This is a genomic window from Pseudomonas capsici (assembly GCF_017165765.1).
GTDB lineage: Bacteria > Pseudomonadota > Gammaproteobacteria > Pseudomonadales > Pseudomonadaceae > Aquipseudomonas > Aquipseudomonas capsici.
Genome location: NZ_JAFGZD010000005.1, coordinates 1 through 20,949 on the forward strand (window position 1 = coordinate 1; position 20,949 = coordinate 20,949).

The following is a 20,949-nucleotide window of genomic DNA, read 5'->3' on the forward strand; positions in this document are numbered from 1 at the left end:
GGAGCCCATGGTTTCCCCCCTTTGCCGAAACAAAGGGGGCCGCCGTAAAGGCGGAACCGGTAGAACCAGCCCATACCGATAATGGATATGTACGCCGGAGAGCGTTTTACCCCATGAAAAAAACTTTTTAATTCATGGTCTTGCGTCTTTTTTGATGTGAGGGAGCAATTACTTCCCGATCCCGTACTTGCGCAGCCGGTGCGCTATCGCGGTATGGGAGGTATTCAGCCGTGCGGCCAGTTGCCGGGTCGAGGGATGATCGGCATAGAGCTTCTGCAATAACTCCCGCTCGAAATCCTCGACGGCCTGTTCAAGACTGCCGACTTCGCCATCGCTGTGGCGGGCCACTGCGGTGCCTGCGATATCCAGATCGCCAATGTCCACCACCGTGCTTTCACTGATGGCTGCAGCGCGGAAGATCACGTTCTGTAACTGGCGCACATTGCCCGGCCAGCGGTTGCCCAGCAGGGCGGGATAGGTGCCGGTTGCCAGGCGGCATACCGGTCGCTGGATCTGGGTGCAGGCCTGTTCCATGAAGTAACGGGCCAGCAGCAGAATGTCCTGCCCGCGCTCGCGCAGTGGCGGGACTTCCAGATTCAGCACATTCAGGCGATAGAACAGGTCTTCACGGAAGGTGCCTTCGCTGACCATCTTTTCCAGATCGCGATGGGTGGCGCTGAGGATGCGCACGTTGACCCTGACTTCCCGGTCTCCGCCAACCCGTCTGAAGCTGCCGTCGTTGAGAAAGCGCAGCAGCTTGGCTTGCAGGTACGGCGACATTTCGCCGATTTCATCCAGAAAAACGGTGCCCTGGTTGGCCAGTTCCATCAGCCCGGGTTTGCCGCCGCGCTGAGCGCCGGTGAACGCGCCGGGGGCATAACCGAACAGCTCGCTTTCAGCCAGGTTTTCCGGGAGCGCCGCACAGTTGAGCGCCAGAAAGGGCTCACCATGACGAGCGCTGCTGGCATGACAGGCGCGGGCGACCAGTTCCTTGCCGGTGCCGGTTTCGCCCTGAATCAGTAAAGGCGCATCCAGCGCAGCGACCCGTTGGGCGCGGGCCTTGAGGATGCGGATTGCGGGGGATTCCCCCAGCAGCGCATCGAAGCCTTCGGCATGGTCGTGATGCAGGGCCGACAAGCGCTCACCGATCCGGCTGGGCAGGTACAGCGTCAGCAGGGCCCCGGCTTCGGTGATGGGCGTGGCGTCCAGCAGCAGGGCTTCGCCATTGAGGGTGACTTCGCGCATGGGCAGGCGAAAACCGTTTTCCAGCAGCGTGGTTTGCAGGCTCGGATCGGCAAACAGTTCGCCTATGGGTTCGCCTTCGGGCTCGCGGCCGATCAGGGCAATCAGCGCCGGGTTGGCCAGCAGCACGTGCCCGGCACTGTCGAGTGCCAGCACCGGGTCGGTCATGGCGGCAAGCAGGGCATCGAGTTGCAGATGGCGGCGCTGGCCGGGGAGGATATCGACCACGGTGATGGCCTCTACACCACGCACCCGGAACAGCGCATCCTTGAGCTCTTCGAGCATCTGATGGCTCAGGGTCGGCGCATCGATGTAAACGTTGGGAGGTACCATTTCCACGGCATCGAGATTCAGATTGCGTCCACCCAGGATGGCCAGCACTTCCTGGGTGATACCGACGCGGTCGATGAAGCAGACATGGATACGCATGGGACGTTATGGGTTCTGGGCTGCGAGGGTGGCAAGTATGCCTTGCCGGGGTGTTTGTTGATACGTCGTCGCGGCCAGGGCCCCTCCCACAAGGCGTTTACTCCAGATGTTCGGGCTTCACGGGCTCGCCGGATCTGGCATGCAGTTTTTCGCGGATGTCGTTGAACATCCTGTCGTAATCCTTGTGCAGGTCGATGGGCATGGCGGCACGATTGGGCAGGCCGTATTTGATACCGATGCGGCCCGCATCGTGAGCGAAGTTGAAAGCCAGATCCCGTGGCAGGCTGAATTCTTCAGTGAAGCTCTTGCCGTTGATCTCGCCCTGCATGGTGAAGTGCATGGAAGTGCCTTCCTTCGGGTCTTCCTGTACTTCGTAATGGATGTGGATGTCGTAGCTGAAACCCGTGCCCTGCAGGGCGGCATGGGTGATGTGCAGATGACCTGGCTCGAACATGGCGGTCGCTCCGTCGGAGAAGGGAAGTGTACGGGTAGACCCCGACCCATAGGCCGGGGTTCAGCACCATTGACAGGCACCCGACAGCATAGCCCTGTGACACATTTGCGTTACTGATTCAGATCACGGGCCGGCTCGGGCCTGGACCAGAGCCACAGATTGCCCATTGCCATGCCCGCGATTGCCAGATAGAGCCACCACACATGATTGAGCAGGCTCAGCATCAGGATGGCGCATACCAGCATGCTGATGGTCGCGCTGATCTTGGCGCTGCGCGTGACCAGCCGGCCATTGCGCCAGTTACGCAGCAGCGGGCCGAACACGCGATGGTTTTCCAGCCAGGCATTGAGGCGCGGCGAGCTGCGAGTCGCGGCCCAGGCGGCCAGCAGAATGAACTCGGTGGTCGGCAGACCGGGGATGAATATGGCGGCAATGCCTATCCCCAGGCTGACATACGCGAGGATGCCAAACAGAAAGCGGGAAAGTCTGGAGCCGGGCGGTTTATAGGTCATGGTCACTACAGGCAGGTTCATAGAGCCCGGCCAGCTTAACAGCACCGGGCGCTTTTTCATGCCTGAACCTGTTCGAGTCGTGGTGCATGGGTGTAAGCGTGCTGCAGCAGAACCGAGAAGCGCTCGAACGCCGCGATGGCACCCCGATCCAGCTGGGCTTCTTCTTCGGCACTGAAGGCCAGGCCGTCCAGAGTGCGGATAAAGGTTTTCCAGCCTTCGGCACGGCCACCGGCAGGTTCACCCAGGTGTCGGGCACCAAAGCTTTCGCTGAGGTTCAGGGCGACGGCGCGCTTGATCAGGAAGGCCGCACCCAGTTTCGAGCCTTCGGAGACGAACAGCCAGCCCAGTGCTTCGGCCCTGGCCGGATTCTGCACGGCACCGGCGACGGGTCGAGGAATGTCGGTGTTCAGGTCCGCGAGGTCGGCCCTGGCTTGTTCGGCCCGGCAGCGGGCGGGCAGGTCGGTGATGATCTGGATCAGCGCCGGGTCGTTGTAGAGGCTTTGCAGTTCTGCCTGGAAAAGGTACTGGGCGACGACGAAACGCTTGTAGCTTTCCAGGGTTTCAAAAGGCGCATGGGCCTTGACCGCCTTGTCGAGCTGCTCGTGAGGCGCATGGGTAATCTGGTTGAGACGCTGGGAGCGCAGGGCAGGGCGAATCTGCTCGATTGTCATCAGGTTCTTCCTTGCAAAATGAGAGGGCGTTGTTGAATAGACGAATGGCCAGCCTCCATAGCGTAAAAAAACACGCCGCCGATCAGGCTCGATGGCGTGTTTTCCACTGGGGGCCGGTCGCGACCGGAATCAGATGTCCCAGACCAGATTGACGCTGAAGTTGCGGCCCGGCTGGGTCAGGCGATCCAGGTTGGCCGGCGCGGTCGCACCTGCCTCACCGACACCGTCGTAGCCGCGAACGTCATCCCAGAGCCAGTATTTCTTGTCGGTCAGGTTGTAGAGGCCGGCATTGACGGTGACGTCGTTCGTGACCTTGTAATAGCCGGTCAGATCCAGAATGCCGAAACCCGGTGTGCGGAACTGAGAGGTCGAGCCGTCCGGCTCGTGGAATTCGCTGTCATCCACACGGTTCTTGCGTTTGACCAGTGTCCAGTTCAGCAGGCCTCCGTAGTTGTCCTGCTCGTAGCCCAGGCCGAATACAGCGGTCAGCGGGTTGACGCTGTTGAGCGGTTCGCCTGTGTCGTTGTTGCGGCCCTGGGCGTAGGCAATCGAGCCTTGGGTGTACAGGCCTTGCGGCACCCCGAAACTGTCCAGATTCAGACGGCCCTTGACCTCGGCACCTTTGATGGTGGCGTGCTTGATGTTGTAGGACTGGAAGGTGAGTTCGTCGTAACCGGCAGCCAGACCGTCTTCGTTGATGAAGTCGCGGTACTTGTTATAGAACACGGCGACATCGAACGAACCGGACTCGAAGCGGCCACGCAGCCCGGTTTCATAGCTTTTGCTCTTTTCCGGTTCCAGGTTCGGGTTGGGCTCGACCACATAACCGGTCGTGGTGTTTTCGAAGCTGCCGTACAAGGCCTTGGCCGACGGTGTGCGGAAACCTTCGGCGTACTGGCCGTACCAGGTGTATTCGTCGCTCAGGGCATAAATCACGCCGAATTTGGGCGATACCCGGTCCCAGGTCCGGTCCTTGTTATTGCCGCCGCTTGGATCGTCCAGGCCTTCGGAGTTGAGGAATTCCTCAGTCATCTTCGGCTTCAGGCGGGTGTAGTCGTAACGCAGGCCAGGCATGAAGGTCCAGTCGTTCCAGCTGATCTGGTCCTGGGCGAACAGCGCATAGCTGGTGATGGTCGGGTCCGGGAAGTCGCTGGTCGGCACCGGGTTGTCGCTGGCCACGGGGCTGGTGGCTCCGGCCACGGTACAGGCGCCGAGCACCCGCGCACAGATGGCGCTGCCGGTCCGCAGCCCGTTGACTTTCTGTTGCTTGAGCGTGGTGCCGTAAGTCAGTTCATGATGGGTATCGGCAATCGCGAAGGCCTTGTCGAACTGAGCATCGAAGATCCACTGTTTTTCCTGATAGAGCGTGTCGCGAGTGCGCAACAGGTCACGGCTGAACGGGAAGTAGCGTTCTTCGGTGTTCTGCTCGGTCTTGGCGTTCTGGTAGTTCAGACTCCATTTGGCCTGGTCGGCCAGCAGGCTGTCGAGGGCGAAAGTGTGTTCGATGCCAAAGCGCTCGCGGGTGATGGTGTCGTTGGTGGCGCGACCGCGGTACATGCCAACCCCGACGCCGTTGCCGAACGGCCCGCCGACCGCGCTGAGCTGGTTGGTGTCGCGATCATCCTTGTACTTTTCGTAGGTCAGCGCCAAGCGCGAGTCGTCGGCGTAGTTCCAGCCAAGCTTGGCCAGCACATTCTTTGCGCGCTGGTCTTCCGGGTTGGCTTCGGTACGGGTCAGACCGGTGCCGCTGGTGCTGCCGTAGGACTCGGTTTCATGACCTTCGCGCTGGCTCAGGTGCAGCAGTGCGTCGAAATCGCCCTGGCGACCGGCGACGGTGCCTGAGGTCAGCCAGCTTTCATCGGCCGAGCTGTAGCCGGTTTTCAGGCGCGCGCCGACGTCTTTGCCGGGTTTGATAATGTCTTCCGGGTCCAGGGTGTAGTAACTGACCACGCCACCGATGGCGCTGCTGCCGTACAGCGCCGAGGCCGGGCCGCGCAGGATTTCGACGCGCTTGACGATTTCCGGGTCCACATAATTGCGGCGGGTCTGGGCGAAGGGGCCGGTGAAGAAACTGTCCGGCACCTCGACGCCATCGACCTGGGTCAGGACCCGGTTTCCGTCGATGCCACGAATGTTGTAGCCGGTGGTGTCGCCACGCTGGCCTGCGCCGCCCACCGAAACACCCGGTTCGTTGCGTACCAGATCGCGAATGTCATTGACGTTCTGGCGGTCCAGTTCGGCGCGGGTGTGCACGCTGACGGTGTTGGGAACCGAGGCGATGTCCTGCTCCTGGCGCGTGGCGCTGACGGTGGTCTGTTCAAGGGCGATGACACCGGAGACGCGCTTTTCCAGCACGACAGTGTTGTCGCCCAGGTTGCGATAGCTCAGTTGGCTGCCCGACAGCAGGCGCTCCAGAGCCTGGGCGGGCTGCAGATTGCCATTGGCGCCAGGGGAGACGACATTCTGCGCCAGGTCCGACGACATGCCGACCTGCCAGCCGGTGACACGGCTGAACTCATTGAGCGCCGCGACCAGCGGTTGTCGTGCAATCGAGAACGTGTACGTACCGGCAGCCCGTGCCTGTGGCGCGTTTTCGGTCGCGGCGACGGCGGGCATTGTCTGCATGCCGGCGCTGAAAACCGCCACGGTCAGCAGCGAAAGTGCGAACCGCTTGCGCGTGTGAGTGAACGAGGATGACATCTGTGGCGCTCCCTGACGTACTGCTGGTTATAGTGTTGTGCGCCTGACTGTTAATACGAATCAGTTGCATTGGCTATGACTAGACGAACGAGGGAGGACGAGTGCGTAAAAAAAGTTTTGCCGATCAGTTGATGAGCACGACCGATGGCAACTCATGCACGCTGGCTGAGGTGATGTGCGCCAGTGAGCGCACCACGTTCAGAGGATTATCCAGCTTGTAGTTGCCGGTGACGGTAATGCGATCCAGTGCCGGGTTGGTGTTGATGATCCAGCCGGGGTAATAGCGTCGCAATTCTGCCAGCACTTCACCGAGGGGGCTGTTATCGAAAATCAGGCGGCCCTGAACCCAGGCCAGATCCCTGGCCGGATCGAGTCTTTCCCGGCGGGCAAAGCCCGACGGGCCTACGCGCACACTGTCGCCCGCACCAAGGCTGACCCGGGAGTCGCCGCGTATGGCGCTGACGTCCAGCGCACCACGCTGGACCTGAACCCGCGCCTCGCCATTGAGGTAGCGCACCGAAAACTCGGTGCTGTTGGCGCTCATGCGGATCGGGCCGGCTTCGATCTCCATGGGCACGTTCGGGTCGAGGGCCACGTTGAAGTAGGCTTCCCCTCGATAAAGGTGGGCCACACGCTGGCTGCCGTCCAGATGACTGGAAAAGGCCGAGTCGGTATTGAGCAGGACTTTCGAGCCGTCGGCCAGTTCCAGGCGCTGGCGTTCGCCGACCACCGTCAGATGATCGGCCTGGATGCGCAGCGGCAGGTCGCTGAAGTTGAACAGCCCCAACAGCAGCACGGCGGCCATGGCCAGAGGTTTCCAGTGTGGCCGGAGTCGCTGCCATCCCGAAGGCTTGCGCGGCGACTGCAAAGTCGCCGCCGCGTGTTGCACTGTTTGCGAGTTCCAGATCGCCTGCGCCTTCTCGAAGGCCTGGGCATGGGCAGGATCGGCCAGCAGCCAGGCCTCGAAACGCTCCTGCTGCCGAGGGTCTGCGCCTTCCAGTTCGATCAGCCAGATCAGGGCTTGATCCATTGCGCTGTCACTCAGCACATCCTGGGCAAGCGACTGCGGACGTTCTGTTCTAAAGGCCACGGTGTTCCTCGGCAACTTCGGTTCGATCATGTGCATCAATGGGGATAGCAGCCTGCGGCAGCATTCAGGCCCGGTCAAGCCAGCTCCAGTCTTGCCACGACTCCCACGCAGATCGCCATGATCAGTTTCAGTTCTTTTTGTACGGTGCTCGCGGAGATGTCCAGTTGTTCGGCGATCTCCAGATAGCTGCAGCCGTTGAGGCGACTCAGCGTGAATATTTTCTGCTGGCGCGGGCTGAGTTTACCCACAGTGGCACTGAGGCTTTCAAGCAGGCGTTTGGCGTGGGTGGCATCTTCGGGCGTGCTGAGTTGCGCGATGACACTTTCGACCTGCTCGGCGGGGGCATCTTCGACCAGAGTGCGGCCATGGATGCGACGCGAGCGCAGATGATCCAGCGCCAGGTTGCGGGCCGTCTGATAGACGAAGGGTTCCAGATGATCGATAGGGCGTTCGGTCAGGGCGCGGGAGACACGCAACCAGGTTTCCTGCAGCAGGTCTTCGGCGGTACTGTGATTGCCCACCATGCCTTGCAAGGTTCGCAACAGCACCTCGCGTTGAGCGACAAATATGTCATTGAAGTGCGATTGCGACACGAACGTATCCGACCGGGAAAATCAGTGGATGATAATGCTTATCATCCACATATTCGGTCAAGTCGGCTTTCTGTATTTTTCTTAATACTTGGCGGTCACTGGGCGTTATGCAGCGCCAGGCAGTTATCGAGCATGCGGTTGGAGAACGCCCACTCGTTGTCGTACCAGGCCAGCACCTTGAGCAGCTTGCCGCTGACCTTGGTGTGGTTGGCGTCGAAGATCGACGACAGCGGGTTGTGGTTGAAGTCGTGGGAAACCAGCGGCAGGGTGTTGTAGCCCAGAATCCTGGAGTGCTGGCTGGCTTCCTTGAGCAGCGCGTTGACTTCTTCGACGGTGGTTTCGCGCTTGATATTGACGGTCAGGTCCACCAGCGAAACGTTGATCACCGGTACGCGCACCGCCATGCCGGTCAGTTTGCCCGCCAGTTCCGGCAGGACCAGGCCCACGGCTTCGGCTGCGCCGGTCTTGCTCGGGATCATCGAGTGAGTGGCCGAACGGGCGCGGTACGGATCGGTGTGGTACACGTCGATCAGGTTCTGGTCATTGGTGTAGGCGTGAATGGTGGTCATCAGGCCGCTTTCGATGCCCAGCTCGCGATGCAGTACCTGAGCGACCGGTGCCAGGCAGTTGGTGGTGCAGGAGGCGCTGGAGATGATCTGGTGCGACTGGCGCAGGGTGTCGTGGTTGACGCCGTATACGATGGTGGCGTCCGCGCCTTTGGCGGGAGCCGAGATAATCACTTTCCTGGCCCCGGCGCTGATGTGCGCGGCGGCTTTTTCGCGGTCGGTGAACAGACCGGTGCATTCAAAGACGACATCAATGTTCTGGGCTTTCCATGGCAACTCGGCAGGGTTGCGGATAGCGCTGACAGCGATACGGTCACCATTGACTGTCAGACTTTCGCTGTCGCATTCGACGGTGCCGCCGAACGGGCCGTGCACTGTGTCGAAACGCAGCAGATGAGCGTTCATCTCGCTATTGCCCAGATCGTTGATGGCGACGACCTGCAGGTCTTGCCGGTAGCCTTGGGTATAGAGTGCGCGCAGGACGTTGCGGCCGATCCGGCCAAAACCGTTGATTGCAATGCGAATAGTCATACAGTCGTCCTTCAAGAATTGTTGTTGGAATTACAAGATTATTCTCATAAAAATAGAAAACAAGCATTTTTAGTGGCAATATTTTGTTTTATCTACAACTACAAGCCTGGAAGGCTGCTTCAGTTGATCGAGATCAGGTTTTTTGCGCGCTGGCGCAGCATCCCGATAGCTGGCATGGTCTTTACGGGTGACCATAGACGTTAGCCTGGAGTTCATCACATGCATCCCCGCATTCTTGAGGTAACCGAGCGTCTTATCGCTCGCAGTCGCGAAACCCGTCAGCGCTACCTTCAACTGATTCGCGGCGCAGCGAGCGACGGCCCGATGCGCGGCAAGCTGCAGTGCGCCAACTTCGCACACGGTGTGGCTGGATGCGGTGCCGAGGACAAGCAGAGCCTGCGCATGATGAACGCCGCCAACGTCGCAATTGTTTCTTCATATAACGACATGCTCTCGGCGCATCAGCCGTACGAAGCCTTTCCTGCCGTGATCAAACAGGCGTTGCGTGACATTGGTTCGGTCGGGCAGTTCGCCGGCGGTGTGCCGGCCATGTGCGATGGTGTCACCCAGGGCGAGCCGGGTATGGAACTGGCCATCGCCAGTCGCGAAGTGATCGCCATGTCTACGGCCGTGGCGCTGTCCCACAACATGTTCGATGCCGCCTTGATGCTCGGTATCTGCGACAAGATCGTGCCCGGCCTGATGATGGGCGCCTTGCGTTTCGGCCATCTGCCGACCATTTTCGTCCCCGGCGGGCCGATGGTGTCGGGCATCTCCAACAAGGAAAAGGCCGATGTGCGCCAGCGCTATGCCGAAGGCAAGGCGACCCGCGAGCAACTGCTGGACTCGGAAATGAAGTCCTACCACGGTCCGGGCACCTGCACGTTCTACGGCACCGCCAATACCAACCAGTTGCTGATGGAAGTCATGGGCCTGCATCTGCCGGGCGCGTCGTTCGTCAACCCGGGCACGCCGTTGCGCGATGCGCTGACCGTCGAAGCCGCACAGCAGGTCACACGTCTGACCAAACAGAGTGGCGAGTTCATGCCCATCGGCGAAATCGTCGATGAGCGGGTGCTGGTCAACTCGATCGTAGCCCTGCACGCCACGGGCGGTTCGACCAATCACACCCTGCACATGCCGGCCATTGCCCAGGCTGCCGGTATCCAGCTGACCTGGCAGGACATGGCCGACCTGTCGGAAGTCGTGCCGACCCTGAGCCACGTCTATCCCAACGGCAAGGCCGACATCAACCATTTCCAGGCAGCGGGCGGCATGTCGTTCCTGATCCGCGAACTGCTGGCGGCCGGTCTGCTCCACGAAGATGTCAACACTGTGGCAGGTCATGGCCTGAGCCGCTATACCAAGGAGCCTTTCCTGGAAGATGGCAAGCTGGTCTGGCGCGAAGGTCCGCTGCAGAGCCTGGACGAAAGCATTCTGCGCCCGGTGGCGCGTCCGTTTTCTCCCGAAGGCGGCCTGCGGGTCATGCAGGGCAATCTGGGGCGTGGCGTGATGAAAGTCTCCGCCGTGGCACCCGAGCATCAGATCGTCGAAGCCCCGGCCAGGGTTTTCCAGGATCAGCAGGATCTGGCCGACGCCTTCAAGGCCGGCGAGCTGGAGCGGGATTTCGTTGCGGTGATGCGCTTCCAGGGACCGCGCTCCAACGGCATGCCTGAGCTGCACAAGATGACGCCGTTCCTGGGCGTGCTTCAGGATCGCGGGTTCAAGGTGGCCCTGGTGACTGACGGGCGGATGTCCGGTGCCTCGGGCAAGATCCCGGCGGCGATTCATGTCTGCCCGGAAGCCTTTGATGGTGGCCCTTTGGCTCTTGTGCAGGATGGTGACGTGATTCGCGTCGATGGCGTGAAAGGCACGTTGCAAGTTCTGGTCGAGGCGTCAGAATTGGGAGCCAGACAACCGGCCGTCTCTCAGCTCGACAGCGGTGTCGGTTGCGGTCGTGAACTGTTCGGTTTCATGCGCATGGCCTTCAGCTCGGCGGAGCAGGGCGCCAGCGCCTTTACTTCTACTCTGGAGACGCTCAAGTGAAATTGGCTCTGGTCGGTGATATTGGCGGCACCAATGCACGTTTTGCCATTTGGGAAGAAGACAAACTGCATTCGATCCGGGTATTCCCCACCGCCGATTACGCCGGGCCGGAACAAGCCATCGAAATCTACCTGCAGGATCTTGACCTGCAACGTGGCGATGTCGGCTTTGTCTGTCTGGCCGTGGCCGGCCCCGTGGATGGCGATGAATTCTATTTCACCAACAGCAACTGGCAACTGAGTCGCTCGAAGTTCTGCGCCGACCTGAAGGTTGATGAGTTGTTGCTGATCAACGACTTCACGGCCATGGCCCTGGGCATGACCCGCCTGCGTGACGATGAATACCTGACCATCTGCCACGGTATCGGCAAGCCGGATCGCCCGCGTGTGGTGGTCGGGCCGGGAACCGGGCTGGGAGTCGGGACCCTGATCTGTACCGGCGAAGGCCGCTGGATGGCCCTGCCCGGCGAGGGCGGTCATGTGGATCTGCCGATCGGTACGGCCCGTGAAGCCTTGCTGTGGACCCGGCTGATGGCCGAGCACGAACATGTCAGCGCCGAGACGGTACTGAGCGGTGCGGGTCTGTTGCAGTTGTATCAGGTCAGCTGTGCGCTGGACGATATCGAGCCGGTACTCAAGTCGCCTGCTGCCATTACCTCGGCAGCGCTGTCGGGTGATCCGGTGGCGGCAGGGGTTCTGGATCAGTTCTGTGTGTTTCTGGGCCGGGTGGTGGGTAACAATGTGCTCACGCTGGGCGGCCTGGGTGGGGTATATATCGTGGGTGGCGTGGTGCCACGCTTCGTCGACTTCTTCAGCAACAGCGGCTTCAAGCGCGCACTCGCTGAAAAAGGCGTGATGAGCGATTATTTCAAGGGCCTGCCGGTGTGGCTGGTCACTGCCGAGTACCCCGGCCTGATGGGCGCGGGCGTCGCATTGCAGCAGGCGTTCGGGAAGGATCTCTGATCCGCTTTCCTGACGCGTATGTCACGGATGGCAACTCAATAACAACAACGTCACTGTCAACAAGGACGATTCAATTTGAGCTCAGTCAGTAAATCGATTCTGTTGGTCGATGATGACCAGGAGATCCGTGAATTGCTGGATACCTACCTCAGTCGTGCCGGTTTTCAGGTGCGTACTGTGGGAGACGGCGCGGATTTTCGCCAGGCGTTCAACGAAGCGCCCAGCGACCTGCTGATCCTCGACGTCATGCTGCCCGATGAAGACGGCTTCAGCCTGTGCCGCTGGGTGCGTCAGCATCCGCGCCAGCCTCATGTGCCGATCATCATGCTCACCGCCAGTTCCGACGAGGCCGACCGTGTCATCGGTCTGGAGCTTGGGGCTGACGATTATCTTGGCAAACCTTTCAGCCCCCGCGAATTGCAGGCCCGCATCAAGGCCTTGCTGCGTCGTGCGCAGTTCGGTCATGAGCGCACCGGCAACGATGTGATGGTGTTCGATGAGTGGCGTCTGGATATGGTCAGTCATCGGCTGTTCCATAGCGATGGCGAGGAAGTGATCCTCTCTGGTGCGGACTTCGCGCTGCTCAAACTGTTCCTCGACAATCCTCAGCAGATCCTGGACCGCGACACCATCGGTAACGCCACTCGCGGACGTGAGCTGATGCCGCTGGAGCGAATCGTCGACATGGCCGTAAGCCGTCTTCGTCAGCGTCTGCGCGATACCGGCAAGGCACCACGGCTGATACGCACCGTGCGCGGCAGTGGTTACCTTCTGGCGACGAACGTCAGCGTACACGCCAGCAATGGCTACTGAGAAAACCGGTTTCAGGTTGCCGAGTCTCAGACTGCCCCGTTCGCTGCTGGGGCGGATGCTGTTGCTGACGCTGCTGGCCGTATTGATGGCCCAGGCATTGTCCAGCGTCATCTGGCTGTCCCAGTTGCGCGCCACGCAGATGGTCGGTCTGGTGACCAGTGCCCGCAGCCTGGCGTACTCCATGGCCGCCAGTGTCAGCTACTTTCGCTCGTTGCCCCTGGCCTATCGCCCGCTGGTGCTGGATCAATTGCGCAGCATGGGCGGTACGCGGTTTGTCGTGTCGCTCAACGACCGTCCGCTGGATATGCAGATACTGCCGCCGACACCGCGCAAGCAGGCGGTCCTGCAGGTGGTCGATGAAGTCTTGCGCGAACACCTGGGCAAAGATCCCGATATCGCCGTATGGTTCGTGCGCCCCGATGATCTGCGGATTTTCAACAGCGGCCTGAAACTCGATGAACTGCCCCGTTCATGGGCGCATTACGCCCTGACCCTGGAACCGCTGAACCCGCCCGTGCTGGTGACCCAGATTGAACTGGCACCCGGCGAATGGCTGTATATCGCCTCGCTGCTGCCGGAGCCCTATACCTCGCTGGAAGAACAGGAACTGCCTTTGCAGCAGGTCTGGTTCATTGCCCTGACCAGTATTTTCCTGCTGGTCTTCATCGGTCTGCTGGTGCATTGGCAAAGCCGTCCGCTCAAGCGTCTGGCGCGTGCGGCGCGGGACATGTCCCTGGGTGCGGATGTCGAGCCGGTGGTCGAAGGCGGCGGCAGTGAAGTGGTGGAAGTCAGTCGGGCCTTCAATGCCATGCGTAACCGGATCAGCCGTTACCTGACCGAGCGCGGCCAGTTGTTCAGTGCCATTTCCCATGACCTGCGCACGCCCATCACCCGCCTGCGGTTGCGGGTCGAGCTTCTGGAAGACGAAGCATTGCAGACCAAGTTCAGCCGCGATCTCGATGAGCTGGAACTGTTGGTCAAGGGCGCATTGCAATGCGTGAAGGACACCGACATTCACGAGAATATCGAGCAGGTGGATCTCAATCACTTGCTCGAGTGCCTGATCGAGCCCTATCTGCGCGATGGCCGGGTTACACAGAAGGGCGTTGCAGAAGCGGCTTATCCAGGCAAGCCACTGGCACTCAGACGCTGCATCGGTAACCTGATCGACAATGCGATCAAGTACGGGCATCGGGCGCACCTGAAAGTCGAAGACAACGAGCTGGCTTTTGTCCTGCATGTCGACGACGAAGGGCCGGGTGTACCGGAAAAGCGGCTCGAACATGTCTTCGAGCCGCATTTTCGTCTGGCCGGCAGTCAGCAGCAGGGCTATGGCCTGGGCCTGGGCATCGCCCGAAATATTGCCCACAGCCACGGTGGTGAAGTGAGCCTGCAGAATCTGCGTGACGGCGGATTGCGGGTGACGCTGTTTCTGCCCAGGTCGAGCGAGTGAGGAGAATGTAACCAACTTGTGACCTTTGCACATCCCTTCGTTACCGTGCTCGAAAACCCCTTGGTTACACTGCTTCGAGCGCAAGCACAGACTTGCTCATGCATAACAACAAGAAAGGTTAAATCGATGAATTCAATCTCACGTCTCGCCGCTGTCATTTCTCTCGCCTCGTTGTTCCCTCTGAGCGTTACTGCTGCCGATTCCAAAGGCACTATCGAAGTCGTGCACTGGTGGACGTCCGGCGGTGAAAAGGCCGCTGTCGATGTTCTGAAAGCGCAGGTTGAAAAAGACGGTTTTACCTGGAAGGACGGCGCGATTGCCGGCGGTGGCGGCGCAACGGCCATGACCGTGCTCAAAAGCCGTGCCGTCGCAGGTAACCCGCCTGGCGTAGCCCAGATCAAAGGTCCTGACATCCAGGAGTGGGGCGCCACCGGCCTGCTCGATACCGATGCGTTGAAGGACGTTGCCAAGCAAGAGAACTGGGATTCTCTTCTGGACAAGAAAGTCTCCGACACCGTGAAGTACGACGGTGATTACGTGGCCGTGCCGGTGAACATCCACCGCGTCAACTGGCTGTGGATCAACCCGGAAGTCTTCAAGAAAGCCGGTATCGCCAAGGCCCCGACCACCCTCGAAGAATTCTACGCCGCAGGCGACAAGCTCAAGGCTGCCGGTTTCATCCCGCTGGCTCATGGCGGTCAGCCATGGCAGGACAGCACCGTGTTCGAAGCTGTAGTGCTTTCGGTTATGGGCGCCGAAGGTTACAAGAAAGCCCTCGTCGATCTGGATCAGAAAACCCTGACCGGTCCGGAAATGACCAAGTCTTTCGCCGAACTCAAGAAAGTCGCCAGCTACATGGATGCCAACCGCGCCGGTCGTGACTGGAACATCGCGGCAGCCAGCGTCATCAATGGCAAGGCCGGCATGCAGATCATGGGTGACTGGGCCAAGAGCGAGTGGACTGCTGCCAAGAAAGTCGCAGGCAAGGATTACGAGTGCGTAGCCTTCCCGGGCACTGACAAGGCGTTCACCTACAACATCGATTCGATGGCCGTGTTCAAGCAGAAGGACAAGGGCACCACCGCTGCGCAACAGGACCTGGCCAGGGTCGCGCTGGGTGAGAACTTCCAGCAGGTCTTCAGCATCAACAAAGGCTCCATCCCGGTTCGTAACGACATGCTGGCCAGCATGGAGAAGCACGGTTTCGACTCCTGCGCCCAGGCAGCCGCGAAAGACTTCCTGGCTGACTCGAAAACCGGCGGTCTGCAGCCAAGCATGGCGCACAACATGGCGACTACGCTGGCGGTACAAGGCGCATTCTTCGATGTCGTGACCAACTACATCAACGATAAGGATGCCGACCCGGCTGCAGCGGCCAGGAAACTGGGCGCGGCAATCAAGTCCGCCCAGTAATTATCGTTACCTGAACCCCAGCCGCAGTTCGTGCTGATGAAACCATCCCCCGGTTTCACACACGTCTGTGGCCTGGATTCGATATTCCGGATTGGATACTCCCGATGAGCTCTGTCGCTGTGTTCAGCAAAGCTTCGCCTCTGGATGCGCTGCAACGCTGGCTGCCCAAGTTGGTACTGGCACCCAGCATGTTCATCGTGCTGGTTGGTTTTTACGGTTACATCCTGTGGACGTTCATCCTCTCATTCACCAACTCGACTTTCCTGCCAACCTACAAATGGGTCGGGCTGGCGCAATACATGCGCCTGATGGACAACGATCGCTGGTGGGTGGCGAGCAAGAACCTCATGGTGTTCGGCGGCATGTTCATTGCCATCAGTCTGGTGGTGGGCGTGGTGCTGGCGGTGCTGCTGGATCAGCGCATTCGTCGTGAAGGTGCGATTCGCACCATTTATCTCTATCCGATGGCGCTCTCGATGATCGTCACCGGTACGGCCTGGAAATGGCTGCTCAACCCCGGCCTGGGCCTGGACAAGATGCTGCGCGACTGGGGCTGGGAAGGCTTTCGTCTGGACTGGCTGGTCGACCCGGACCGGGTTGTGTATTGCCTGGTCATCGCGGCGGTCTGGCAGTCTTCCGGGTTTGTGATGGCGCTGTTTCTGGCAGGCCTGCGGGGTGTCGATCAATCGATCATCCGTGCTGCACAGATGGATGGCGCAAGCCTGCCGCTCATCTACTGGCGCGTGATCCTGCCCAGCCTGCGTCCGGTGTTCTTCAGTGCCGTGATGATTCTGGCGCACATCGCCATCAAGAGCTTCGATCTGGTGGCGGCGATGACAGCCGGTGGCCCCGGTTATTCGTCCGATCTTCCGGCGATGTTCATGTATTCCTTCACCTTCAGCCGCGGCCAGATGGGCATGGGCTCGGCCAGTGCGATTCTGATGCTTGGCGCGATCCTGGCGATTCTGGTGCCGTATCTGTATTCCGAGCTGAGGACAAAACGCCATGACTAGTCAAGTTGGCAAACCTTCCATCAGCTTCAGCCGGGTTCTGATTCATGCCGTGTTGCTGCTGGCGTGCCTGGTGTATCTGGTGCCGCTGGTGGTCATGCTCCTGACCAGTTTCAAGTCCCCCGAAGACATCGGCAGCGGCAACCTGCTGAGCTGGCCGAGCGTGGTCACGGCCATCGGCTGGATCAAGGCCTGGGATATCGTCGATGGCTACTTCTGGAACTCGATCAAGATCACCATCCCGGCAGTGTTCATTTCCACAGCCATTGGTGCCTTGAACGGCTATGTGCTGTCGATGTGGCGCTTCCGCGGTTCGCAACTGTTCTTCGGTTTGCTGCTGTTCGGTTGCTTCCTGCCGTTCCAGACCGTGCTGCTGCCGGCGTCCTTCACTCTCGGCAAGATGGGGCTGGCCAGCACCACCACGGGGCTTGTGTTCGTGCATGTGGTCTACGGTCTGGCATTCACCACGCTGTTCTTCCGCAACTACTACGTCAGCATTCCGGATGCGCTGGTCAGGGCGGCACGTCTTGACGGTGCGGGCTTCTTCACGATTTTCTGGCGGATCATCCTGCCGATGTCCACGCCCATCGTCATGGTCTGCCTGATCTGGCAGTTCACTCAGATCTGGAACGACTTCCTGTTTGGCGTGGTGTTTTCCAGTGGCGAATCCCAGCCCGTTACCGTGGCGCTGAACAACCTGGTGAACACCAGCACCGGGGCCAAGGAATACAACGTTGACATGGCGGCGGCGATGATCGCCGGGCTGCCGACACTGCTGGTCTACGTACTGGCTGGCAAGTATTTCCTGCGTGGGCTCACGGCCGGCGCGGTCAAGGGGTAATCATGGCGACTCTCGAACTACGTAACGTAAACAAGACCTACGGCGCCAACCTGCCGGACACGCTCAAGAATATCGAGCTGAAGATCAACGATGGCGAGTTCCTGATCCTGGTCGGCCCGTCCGGTTGCGGCAAGTCGACACTGATGAACTGCATCGCCGGTCTTGAAAGCATCAGCGGCGGCGCGATCCTGATCGACGATGAAGACGTCAGCGGCACCAGCCCGAAGGATCGTGACATCGCGATGGTGTTCCAGTCCTACGCGCTCTATCCGACCATGAATGTGCGGGAGAACATCGAGTTCGGCCTGAAAATCCGCAAGATGCCCCAGGCTGCCATCGATGAAGAAGTGAGTCGGGTGGCCAAGCTGCTGCAGATCGAACATCTGCTCAATCGCAAGCCGGGCCAGTTGTCCGGTGGTCAGCAGCAGCGTGTCGCCATGGGGCGTGCCCTGGCGCGGCGGCCGAAGATCTACCTGTTCGACGAACCGCTGTCCAACCTCGACGCCAAGCTGCGGGTCGAGATGCGCACCGAAATGAAACTGATGCACCAGCGTCTGAAAACCACCACTGTCTACGTCACCCACGATCAGATCGAGGCCATGACCCTGGGCGACAAGGTCGCGGTCATGAAGGACGGTATCGTCCAGCAGTTCGGTACGCCCAAGCAGATCTACAACGATCCGGCCAACCTGTTCGTCGCCAGCTTCATCGGCTCGCCGCCCATGAACTTCATCCCGTTGCGCCTGCAACGCAAGGAGGGCCGCCTGCTGGCCGTGCTCGACAGCGGTCAGGCCCGTTGCGAGCTGCCGCTGGGCCTGAGTGATGCAGGCCTGGAAGATCGCGAAGTGATTCTGGGGATTCGCCCGGAGCAGATCACCCTGGCCTCGGGTGAGCCCAACGGGCTGCCGACCATTCGCGCCGAGGTGCAGGTCACCGAGCCGACCGGCCCGGACACTCTGGTTTTCGTCACACTGAATCAGAGCAAGGTCTGCTGCCGTCTGGCACCGGATGTCGCGCCTCAGGTGGGCGAAAGCCTGACCCTGCAATTCGATCCGGCCCGGGTCCTGCTTTTCGATGCCCAGAGCGGCGAGCGTCTGGGTGTTCTGGGAAAGCAGCAAACGGCTGAACGCGTGGGGAATGTCACGCAAATGATTCGTTAAGCGTTACCGAGCACAGCTGTCGGGTCGAGCGCTGCCATATCGCACGACCCGCCAGTGAACACGAAGCAGTAAGAAAAACGTGCACCAAAGCTAATAACAATAAAACGAGGATTGATGGGATGAAGAAGATCAAGGCTAAATCGCTTTCCCGGTTCCAGTTGGTACGCAAACTGTCGGTTGTGGGTGCGATGAGTCTGGCGGGCAGCGTACATGCTGCCGATGCGTTCGACGCCAACTCACCGTGGATGACGGGCGACTGGGGTGGTACACGCACCGAGTTGCTCGACAAGGGGTATGACTTCTCTCTGGAGTACGTCTCCGAGATGGCCAGTAACCTCAAGGGTGGCTTTAACGACGACACCACCGGTCGTTACAGTGATCAGTTCGCTTTCGGCTTGAAAGTCGACCTGCAGAAAGCTTTTGGCTGGCAGGATGCAGAATTCAAGCTGGCCATTACCGAACGTAGTGGTCGCAACATCTCCAATGACCGGATCGGCGATCCTCGTGCGGGCACGCTCAGTTCTTCTCAGGAAGTCTGGGGCCGTGGCCAGACCTGGCGTCTGACGCAGTTGTGGGTCAAGCAGAAGTATTTCGATGGTGCTCTGGACGTCAAGGCTGGTCGCTTCGGGCCGGGCGAAGACTTCAACTCCTTCCCGTGCGACTTCCAGAACCTGTCGTTCTGCGGCTCGCAGGTGGGTAACTACGTCAACACCTGGTACAACTGGCCAATCAGCCAGTGGGCCTTGCGTATCAAGTACAACATCACGCCTGAGGTCTATGCCCAGGTCGGTGTGTACGAGCAGAACCCGTCCAACCTCGAAACCGGCAACGGCTTCAAGCTCAGCGGTAGTGGCACCAAGGGCATGATTCTGCCGGTCGAACTGGTCTGGACCCCGACCGTCAACTCGCTGCCCGGCGAATACCGTGTCGGTTTCTACAAGAGCACGCCAAGTGCCGACGACGTTTATGAAGGTGCCGACGGTCAGGCTCAGCCGATCTCCGGCGGTGCGTTCAAGTCTCACAGCAGCAAGCATGGCTGGTGGATCGTGGCTCAGCAGCAGTTGACGGCCCACAACGGCGATTCGTCTCGTGGTCTGAGCATCTTTGCCAACGCCACCGTGCATGACAAGGAAACCAACTTCGTCGACAACTACCAGCAGATCGGTCTGACCTACAAAGGTCCGTTCGATTCGCGTCCCAAGGATGACATCGGTATCGGTATCGCCCGTATCCACGTCAACGACGATGTACAGGACCGTGTCCGTCTGCAAAACCAGCTTAACGGCATCAACGACTACGACAATCCGGGCTACCTGCCGGTACAGGACACCGAGTACAACTCGGAAATCTACTACGGCTTCCATGTCACCAACTGGCTGACCGTGCGTCCTAACCTGCAATACATCAAGCATCCCGGCGGCGTGAGCCAGGTCGACGATGCCATTGTTGCGGGTCTGAAAATTCAGTCGAAGTTCTGATTTCATAAAACCGCTCAAGGTCGTGTGTGCTTTGCGGGCAGCCTGGCTGCCCGTTTTTTTTACGGTCATGAATCCCTTTATTTTCAGAGGTGCGGTTGGCGATGTCCCTCACGAACGCGCAGATGCACGAGCACCCCTTACAACGTTTTTTCACCTCCCGACGAGTCAGGCCGACCTTCGAGTGGGAACGCTATCAACTGCGCGATGTGCTGGTGATCGATCATCCACGGTGTCAGGCCGTGTTCAGCCGTCAGGGCGGGCAGTTGTTGCATTTTCAGCCTCGCGGCCAGAAGCCCTGGCTCTGGTGTGCTGCGCAATGGCCGCAGGTCGGTGCCATTCGTGGTGGCGTGCCGGTCTGCTGGCCCTGGTATGGCCGTCATCCCAGTGAAAGCGGCTGGCCTGCCCATGGCTGGGCGCGCCTGCTCAACTGGAAACTGATCGACAGCACCGAGAGCGAGGCGGGCGTGACCCTGCACTGGCAATTGCAGCTCTGGGACTGGCAGGTGGATCTGCATGCCGAACTGGGGCAGGGCATGGAGCTGCGCCTCAGCACCCGGCATGAGGACAGCGAGCCCTGCCACTTCAGCCACGGGCTGCATGCCTATTGGCGTATCAGCGACGTGGAAGGTGTGGCGTTGGAAGGGCTCGATGGCGCGCAGGGCTATGACAAGCTCAGCCGGCAGGTCTGTCAGCAGGAAGGCGAGTTACGGGTGGCGGGCGGTTGCCAGCGCGTGTTCGAGCATACCGGGGCTTTGCAGCTTCAGGATCGCGCCTGGCAGCGGCGTCTGCACATCGACACCAGCGACAGCCCCAGCACGGTGGTCTGGCACCCCGGCAGCAGGCCGTTACTGGGTGTGTGTGGCAGCGAGGCTACAGGATTCGTGCGGGTCGAAGCCGCTTCGGGCGAGTGCGAGCCAGGCAGTCTGTTACCGGGAGAGAAAGCCCAGATCAGGTTGCAGGCTTGTCTGGCGTAAGGATGTGATAT

The 20,949-nt window shown here is 60.1% G+C and carries 18 protein-coding genes; 10 read left to right on the forward strand and 8 right to left on the reverse strand.

Features of this window, described 5'->3' with window-relative positions; all coding sequences use genetic code 11:
* Positions 1–168: 168 nt before the first annotated feature.
* From JSY17_RS08205 to gap, 8 genes are all read right to left on the reverse strand, one after another.
* Complete coding sequence (locus tag JSY17_RS08205; protein WP_117197376.1) at positions 169–1,671, reverse strand: sigma-54-dependent transcriptional regulator; 1,503 nt, start codon at positions 1,669–1,671, stop codon at positions 169–171.
* Positions 1,672–1,768: 97 nt separating this feature from the next.
* On the reverse strand, positions 1,769–2,125 hold the full coding sequence (locus JSY17_RS08210) for a DUF5064 family protein (protein WP_117164375.1): 357 nt from the start codon (positions 2,123–2,125) through the stop codon (positions 1,769–1,771).
* Between the two features lie 110 nt (positions 2,126–2,235).
* On the reverse strand, positions 2,236–2,697 hold the full coding sequence (locus tag JSY17_RS08215; protein ID WP_117181477.1) for a YbaN family protein: 462 nt from the start codon (positions 2,695–2,697) through the stop codon (positions 2,236–2,238).
* Complete coding sequence (locus tag JSY17_RS08220; protein ID WP_117181479.1) at positions 2,694–3,308, reverse strand: biliverdin-producing heme oxygenase; 615 nt, start codon at positions 3,306–3,308, stop codon at positions 2,694–2,696. The genes JSY17_RS08215 and JSY17_RS08220 overlap by 4 nt, the downstream gene beginning before the upstream one ends.
* Positions 3,309–3,437: 129 nt before the next feature.
* Positions 3,438–6,008, reverse strand: a complete 2,571-nt coding sequence (locus JSY17_RS08225; RefSeq protein WP_206400711.1) for a TonB-dependent receptor — start codon at positions 6,006–6,008, stop codon at positions 3,438–3,440.
* 124 nt (positions 6,009–6,132) lie between these two features.
* Positions 6,133–7,098, reverse strand: coding sequence for a FecR family protein (locus JSY17_RS08230; protein WP_206400712.1), 966 nt, complete (start codon positions 7,096–7,098; stop codon positions 6,133–6,135).
* Positions 7,099–7,172: 74 nt separating this feature from the next.
* On the reverse strand, positions 7,173–7,691 hold the full coding sequence (locus JSY17_RS08235; protein ID WP_117186376.1) for an RNA polymerase sigma factor: 519 nt from the start codon (positions 7,689–7,691) through the stop codon (positions 7,173–7,175).
* A 95-nt stretch (positions 7,692–7,786) separates the two neighbouring features.
* Positions 7,787–8,788, reverse strand: a complete 1,002-nt coding sequence (gap, locus tag JSY17_RS08240) for a type I glyceraldehyde-3-phosphate dehydrogenase (RefSeq protein ID WP_200979925.1) — start codon at positions 8,786–8,788, stop codon at positions 7,787–7,789.
* 219 nt (positions 8,789–9,007) lie between these two features.
* On the opposite strand from gap, the gene edd reads away from it, so the two are divergent.
* The 10 genes from edd to JSY17_RS08290 all read left to right on the forward strand — a co-directional run bounded on the left by edd (position 9,008) and on the right by JSY17_RS08290 (position 20,938).
* Positions 9,008–10,834: a phosphogluconate dehydratase gene (edd, locus tag JSY17_RS08245; RefSeq protein WP_117181484.1), complete on the forward strand. Its 1,827-nt coding sequence runs from the start codon at positions 9,008–9,010 to the stop codon at positions 10,832–10,834.
* Positions 10,831–11,796 (forward strand): glucokinase, encoded by a 966-nt coding sequence (locus JSY17_RS08250; protein WP_206400714.1) that lies wholly within the window; start codon positions 10,831–10,833, stop codon positions 11,794–11,796. Before edd ends, JSY17_RS08250 begins: the two co-directional genes overlap by 4 nt.
* Positions 11,797–11,871: 75 nt before the next feature.
* On the forward strand, positions 11,872–12,609 hold the full coding sequence (locus tag JSY17_RS08255; protein WP_117186379.1) for a response regulator: 738 nt from the start codon (positions 11,872–11,874) through the stop codon (positions 12,607–12,609).
* Positions 12,599–14,062, forward strand: a complete 1,464-nt coding sequence (locus tag JSY17_RS08260; RefSeq protein WP_269814543.1) for an ATP-binding protein — start codon at positions 12,599–12,601, stop codon at positions 14,060–14,062. Before JSY17_RS08255 ends, JSY17_RS08260 begins: the two co-directional genes overlap by 11 nt.
* Before the next feature lie 126 nt (positions 14,063–14,188).
* The gene (locus JSY17_RS08265; protein WP_117164392.1) at positions 14,189–15,475 is read left to right on the forward strand and encodes an ABC transporter substrate-binding protein; all 1,287 of its coding nucleotides are present in this window, start codon (positions 14,189–14,191) and stop codon (positions 15,473–15,475) included.
* Positions 15,476–15,579: 104 nt separating this feature from the next.
* A complete protein-coding gene (locus JSY17_RS08270; RefSeq protein ID WP_117164394.1) occupies positions 15,580–16,488 on the forward strand; it encodes a carbohydrate ABC transporter permease in 909 nt (302 codons plus the stop codon).
* Complete coding sequence (locus JSY17_RS08275) at positions 16,481–17,326, forward strand: carbohydrate ABC transporter permease (protein WP_117164396.1); 846 nt, start codon at positions 16,481–16,483, stop codon at positions 17,324–17,326. The genes JSY17_RS08270 and JSY17_RS08275 overlap by 8 nt, the downstream gene beginning before the upstream one ends.
* A 2-nt stretch (positions 17,327–17,328) precedes the next feature.
* Positions 17,329–18,486: an ABC transporter ATP-binding protein gene (locus JSY17_RS08280; RefSeq protein ID WP_117164398.1), complete on the forward strand. Its 1,158-nt coding sequence runs from the start codon at positions 17,329–17,331 to the stop codon at positions 18,484–18,486.
* A 119-nt stretch (positions 18,487–18,605) separates the two neighbouring features.
* Complete coding sequence (locus JSY17_RS08285) at positions 18,606–19,964, forward strand: carbohydrate porin (RefSeq protein WP_117164400.1); 1,359 nt, start codon at positions 18,606–18,608, stop codon at positions 19,962–19,964.
* A 122-nt stretch (positions 19,965–20,086) separates the two neighbouring features.
* Positions 20,087–20,938, forward strand: coding sequence for a D-hexose-6-phosphate mutarotase (locus tag JSY17_RS08290; RefSeq protein ID WP_404823333.1), 852 nt, complete (start codon positions 20,087–20,089; stop codon positions 20,936–20,938).
* The last annotated feature ends 11 nt before the right edge of the window (positions 20,939–20,949 follow it).

What these genes read in the sequence shown, in the direction of transcription:
- JSY17_RS08205 (WP_117197376.1), bottom strand. Translation starts at nt 1,671, where the DNA reads ATGCGTATCCATGTCTGCTTCATCGACCGCGTCGGTATCACCCAGGAA.
- JSY17_RS08210 (WP_117164375.1), bottom strand. Translation starts at nt 2,125, where the DNA reads ATGTTCGAGCCAGGTCATCTGCACATCACCCATGCCGCCCTGCAGGGC.
- JSY17_RS08215 (WP_117181477.1), bottom strand. Translation starts at nt 2,697, where the DNA reads ATGAAAAAGCGCCCGGTGCTGTTAAGCTGGCCGGGCTCTATGAACCTG.
- JSY17_RS08220 (WP_117181479.1), bottom strand. Translation starts at nt 3,308, where the DNA reads ATGACAATCGAGCAGATTCGCCCTGCCCTGCGCTCCCAGCGTCTCAAC.
- JSY17_RS08225 (WP_206400711.1), bottom strand. Translation starts at nt 6,008, where the DNA reads ATGTCATCCTCGTTCACTCACACGCGCAAGCGGTTCGCACTTTCGCTG.
- gap (WP_200979925.1), bottom strand. Translation starts at nt 8,788, where the DNA reads ATGACTATTCGCATTGCAATCAACGGTTTTGGCCGGATCGGCCGCAAC.
- edd (WP_117181484.1), top strand. Translation starts at nt 9,008, where the DNA reads ATGCATCCCCGCATTCTTGAGGTAACCGAGCGTCTTATCGCTCGCAGT.
- JSY17_RS08260 (WP_269814543.1), top strand. Translation starts at nt 12,599, where the DNA reads ATGGCTACTGAGAAAACCGGTTTCAGGTTGCCGAGTCTCAGACTGCCC.
- JSY17_RS08265 (WP_117164392.1), top strand. Translation starts at nt 14,189, where the DNA reads ATGAATTCAATCTCACGTCTCGCCGCTGTCATTTCTCTCGCCTCGTTG.
- JSY17_RS08270 (WP_117164394.1), top strand. Translation starts at nt 15,580, where the DNA reads ATGAGCTCTGTCGCTGTGTTCAGCAAAGCTTCGCCTCTGGATGCGCTG.
- JSY17_RS08275 (WP_117164396.1), top strand. Translation starts at nt 16,481, where the DNA reads ATGACTAGTCAAGTTGGCAAACCTTCCATCAGCTTCAGCCGGGTTCTG.
- JSY17_RS08280 (WP_117164398.1), top strand. Translation starts at nt 17,329, where the DNA reads ATGGCGACTCTCGAACTACGTAACGTAAACAAGACCTACGGCGCCAAC.
- JSY17_RS08285 (WP_117164400.1), top strand. Translation starts at nt 18,606, where the DNA reads ATGAAGAAGATCAAGGCTAAATCGCTTTCCCGGTTCCAGTTGGTACGC.
- JSY17_RS08290 (WP_404823333.1), top strand. Translation starts at nt 20,087, where the DNA reads ATGCACGAGCACCCCTTACAACGTTTTTTCACCTCCCGACGAGTCAGG.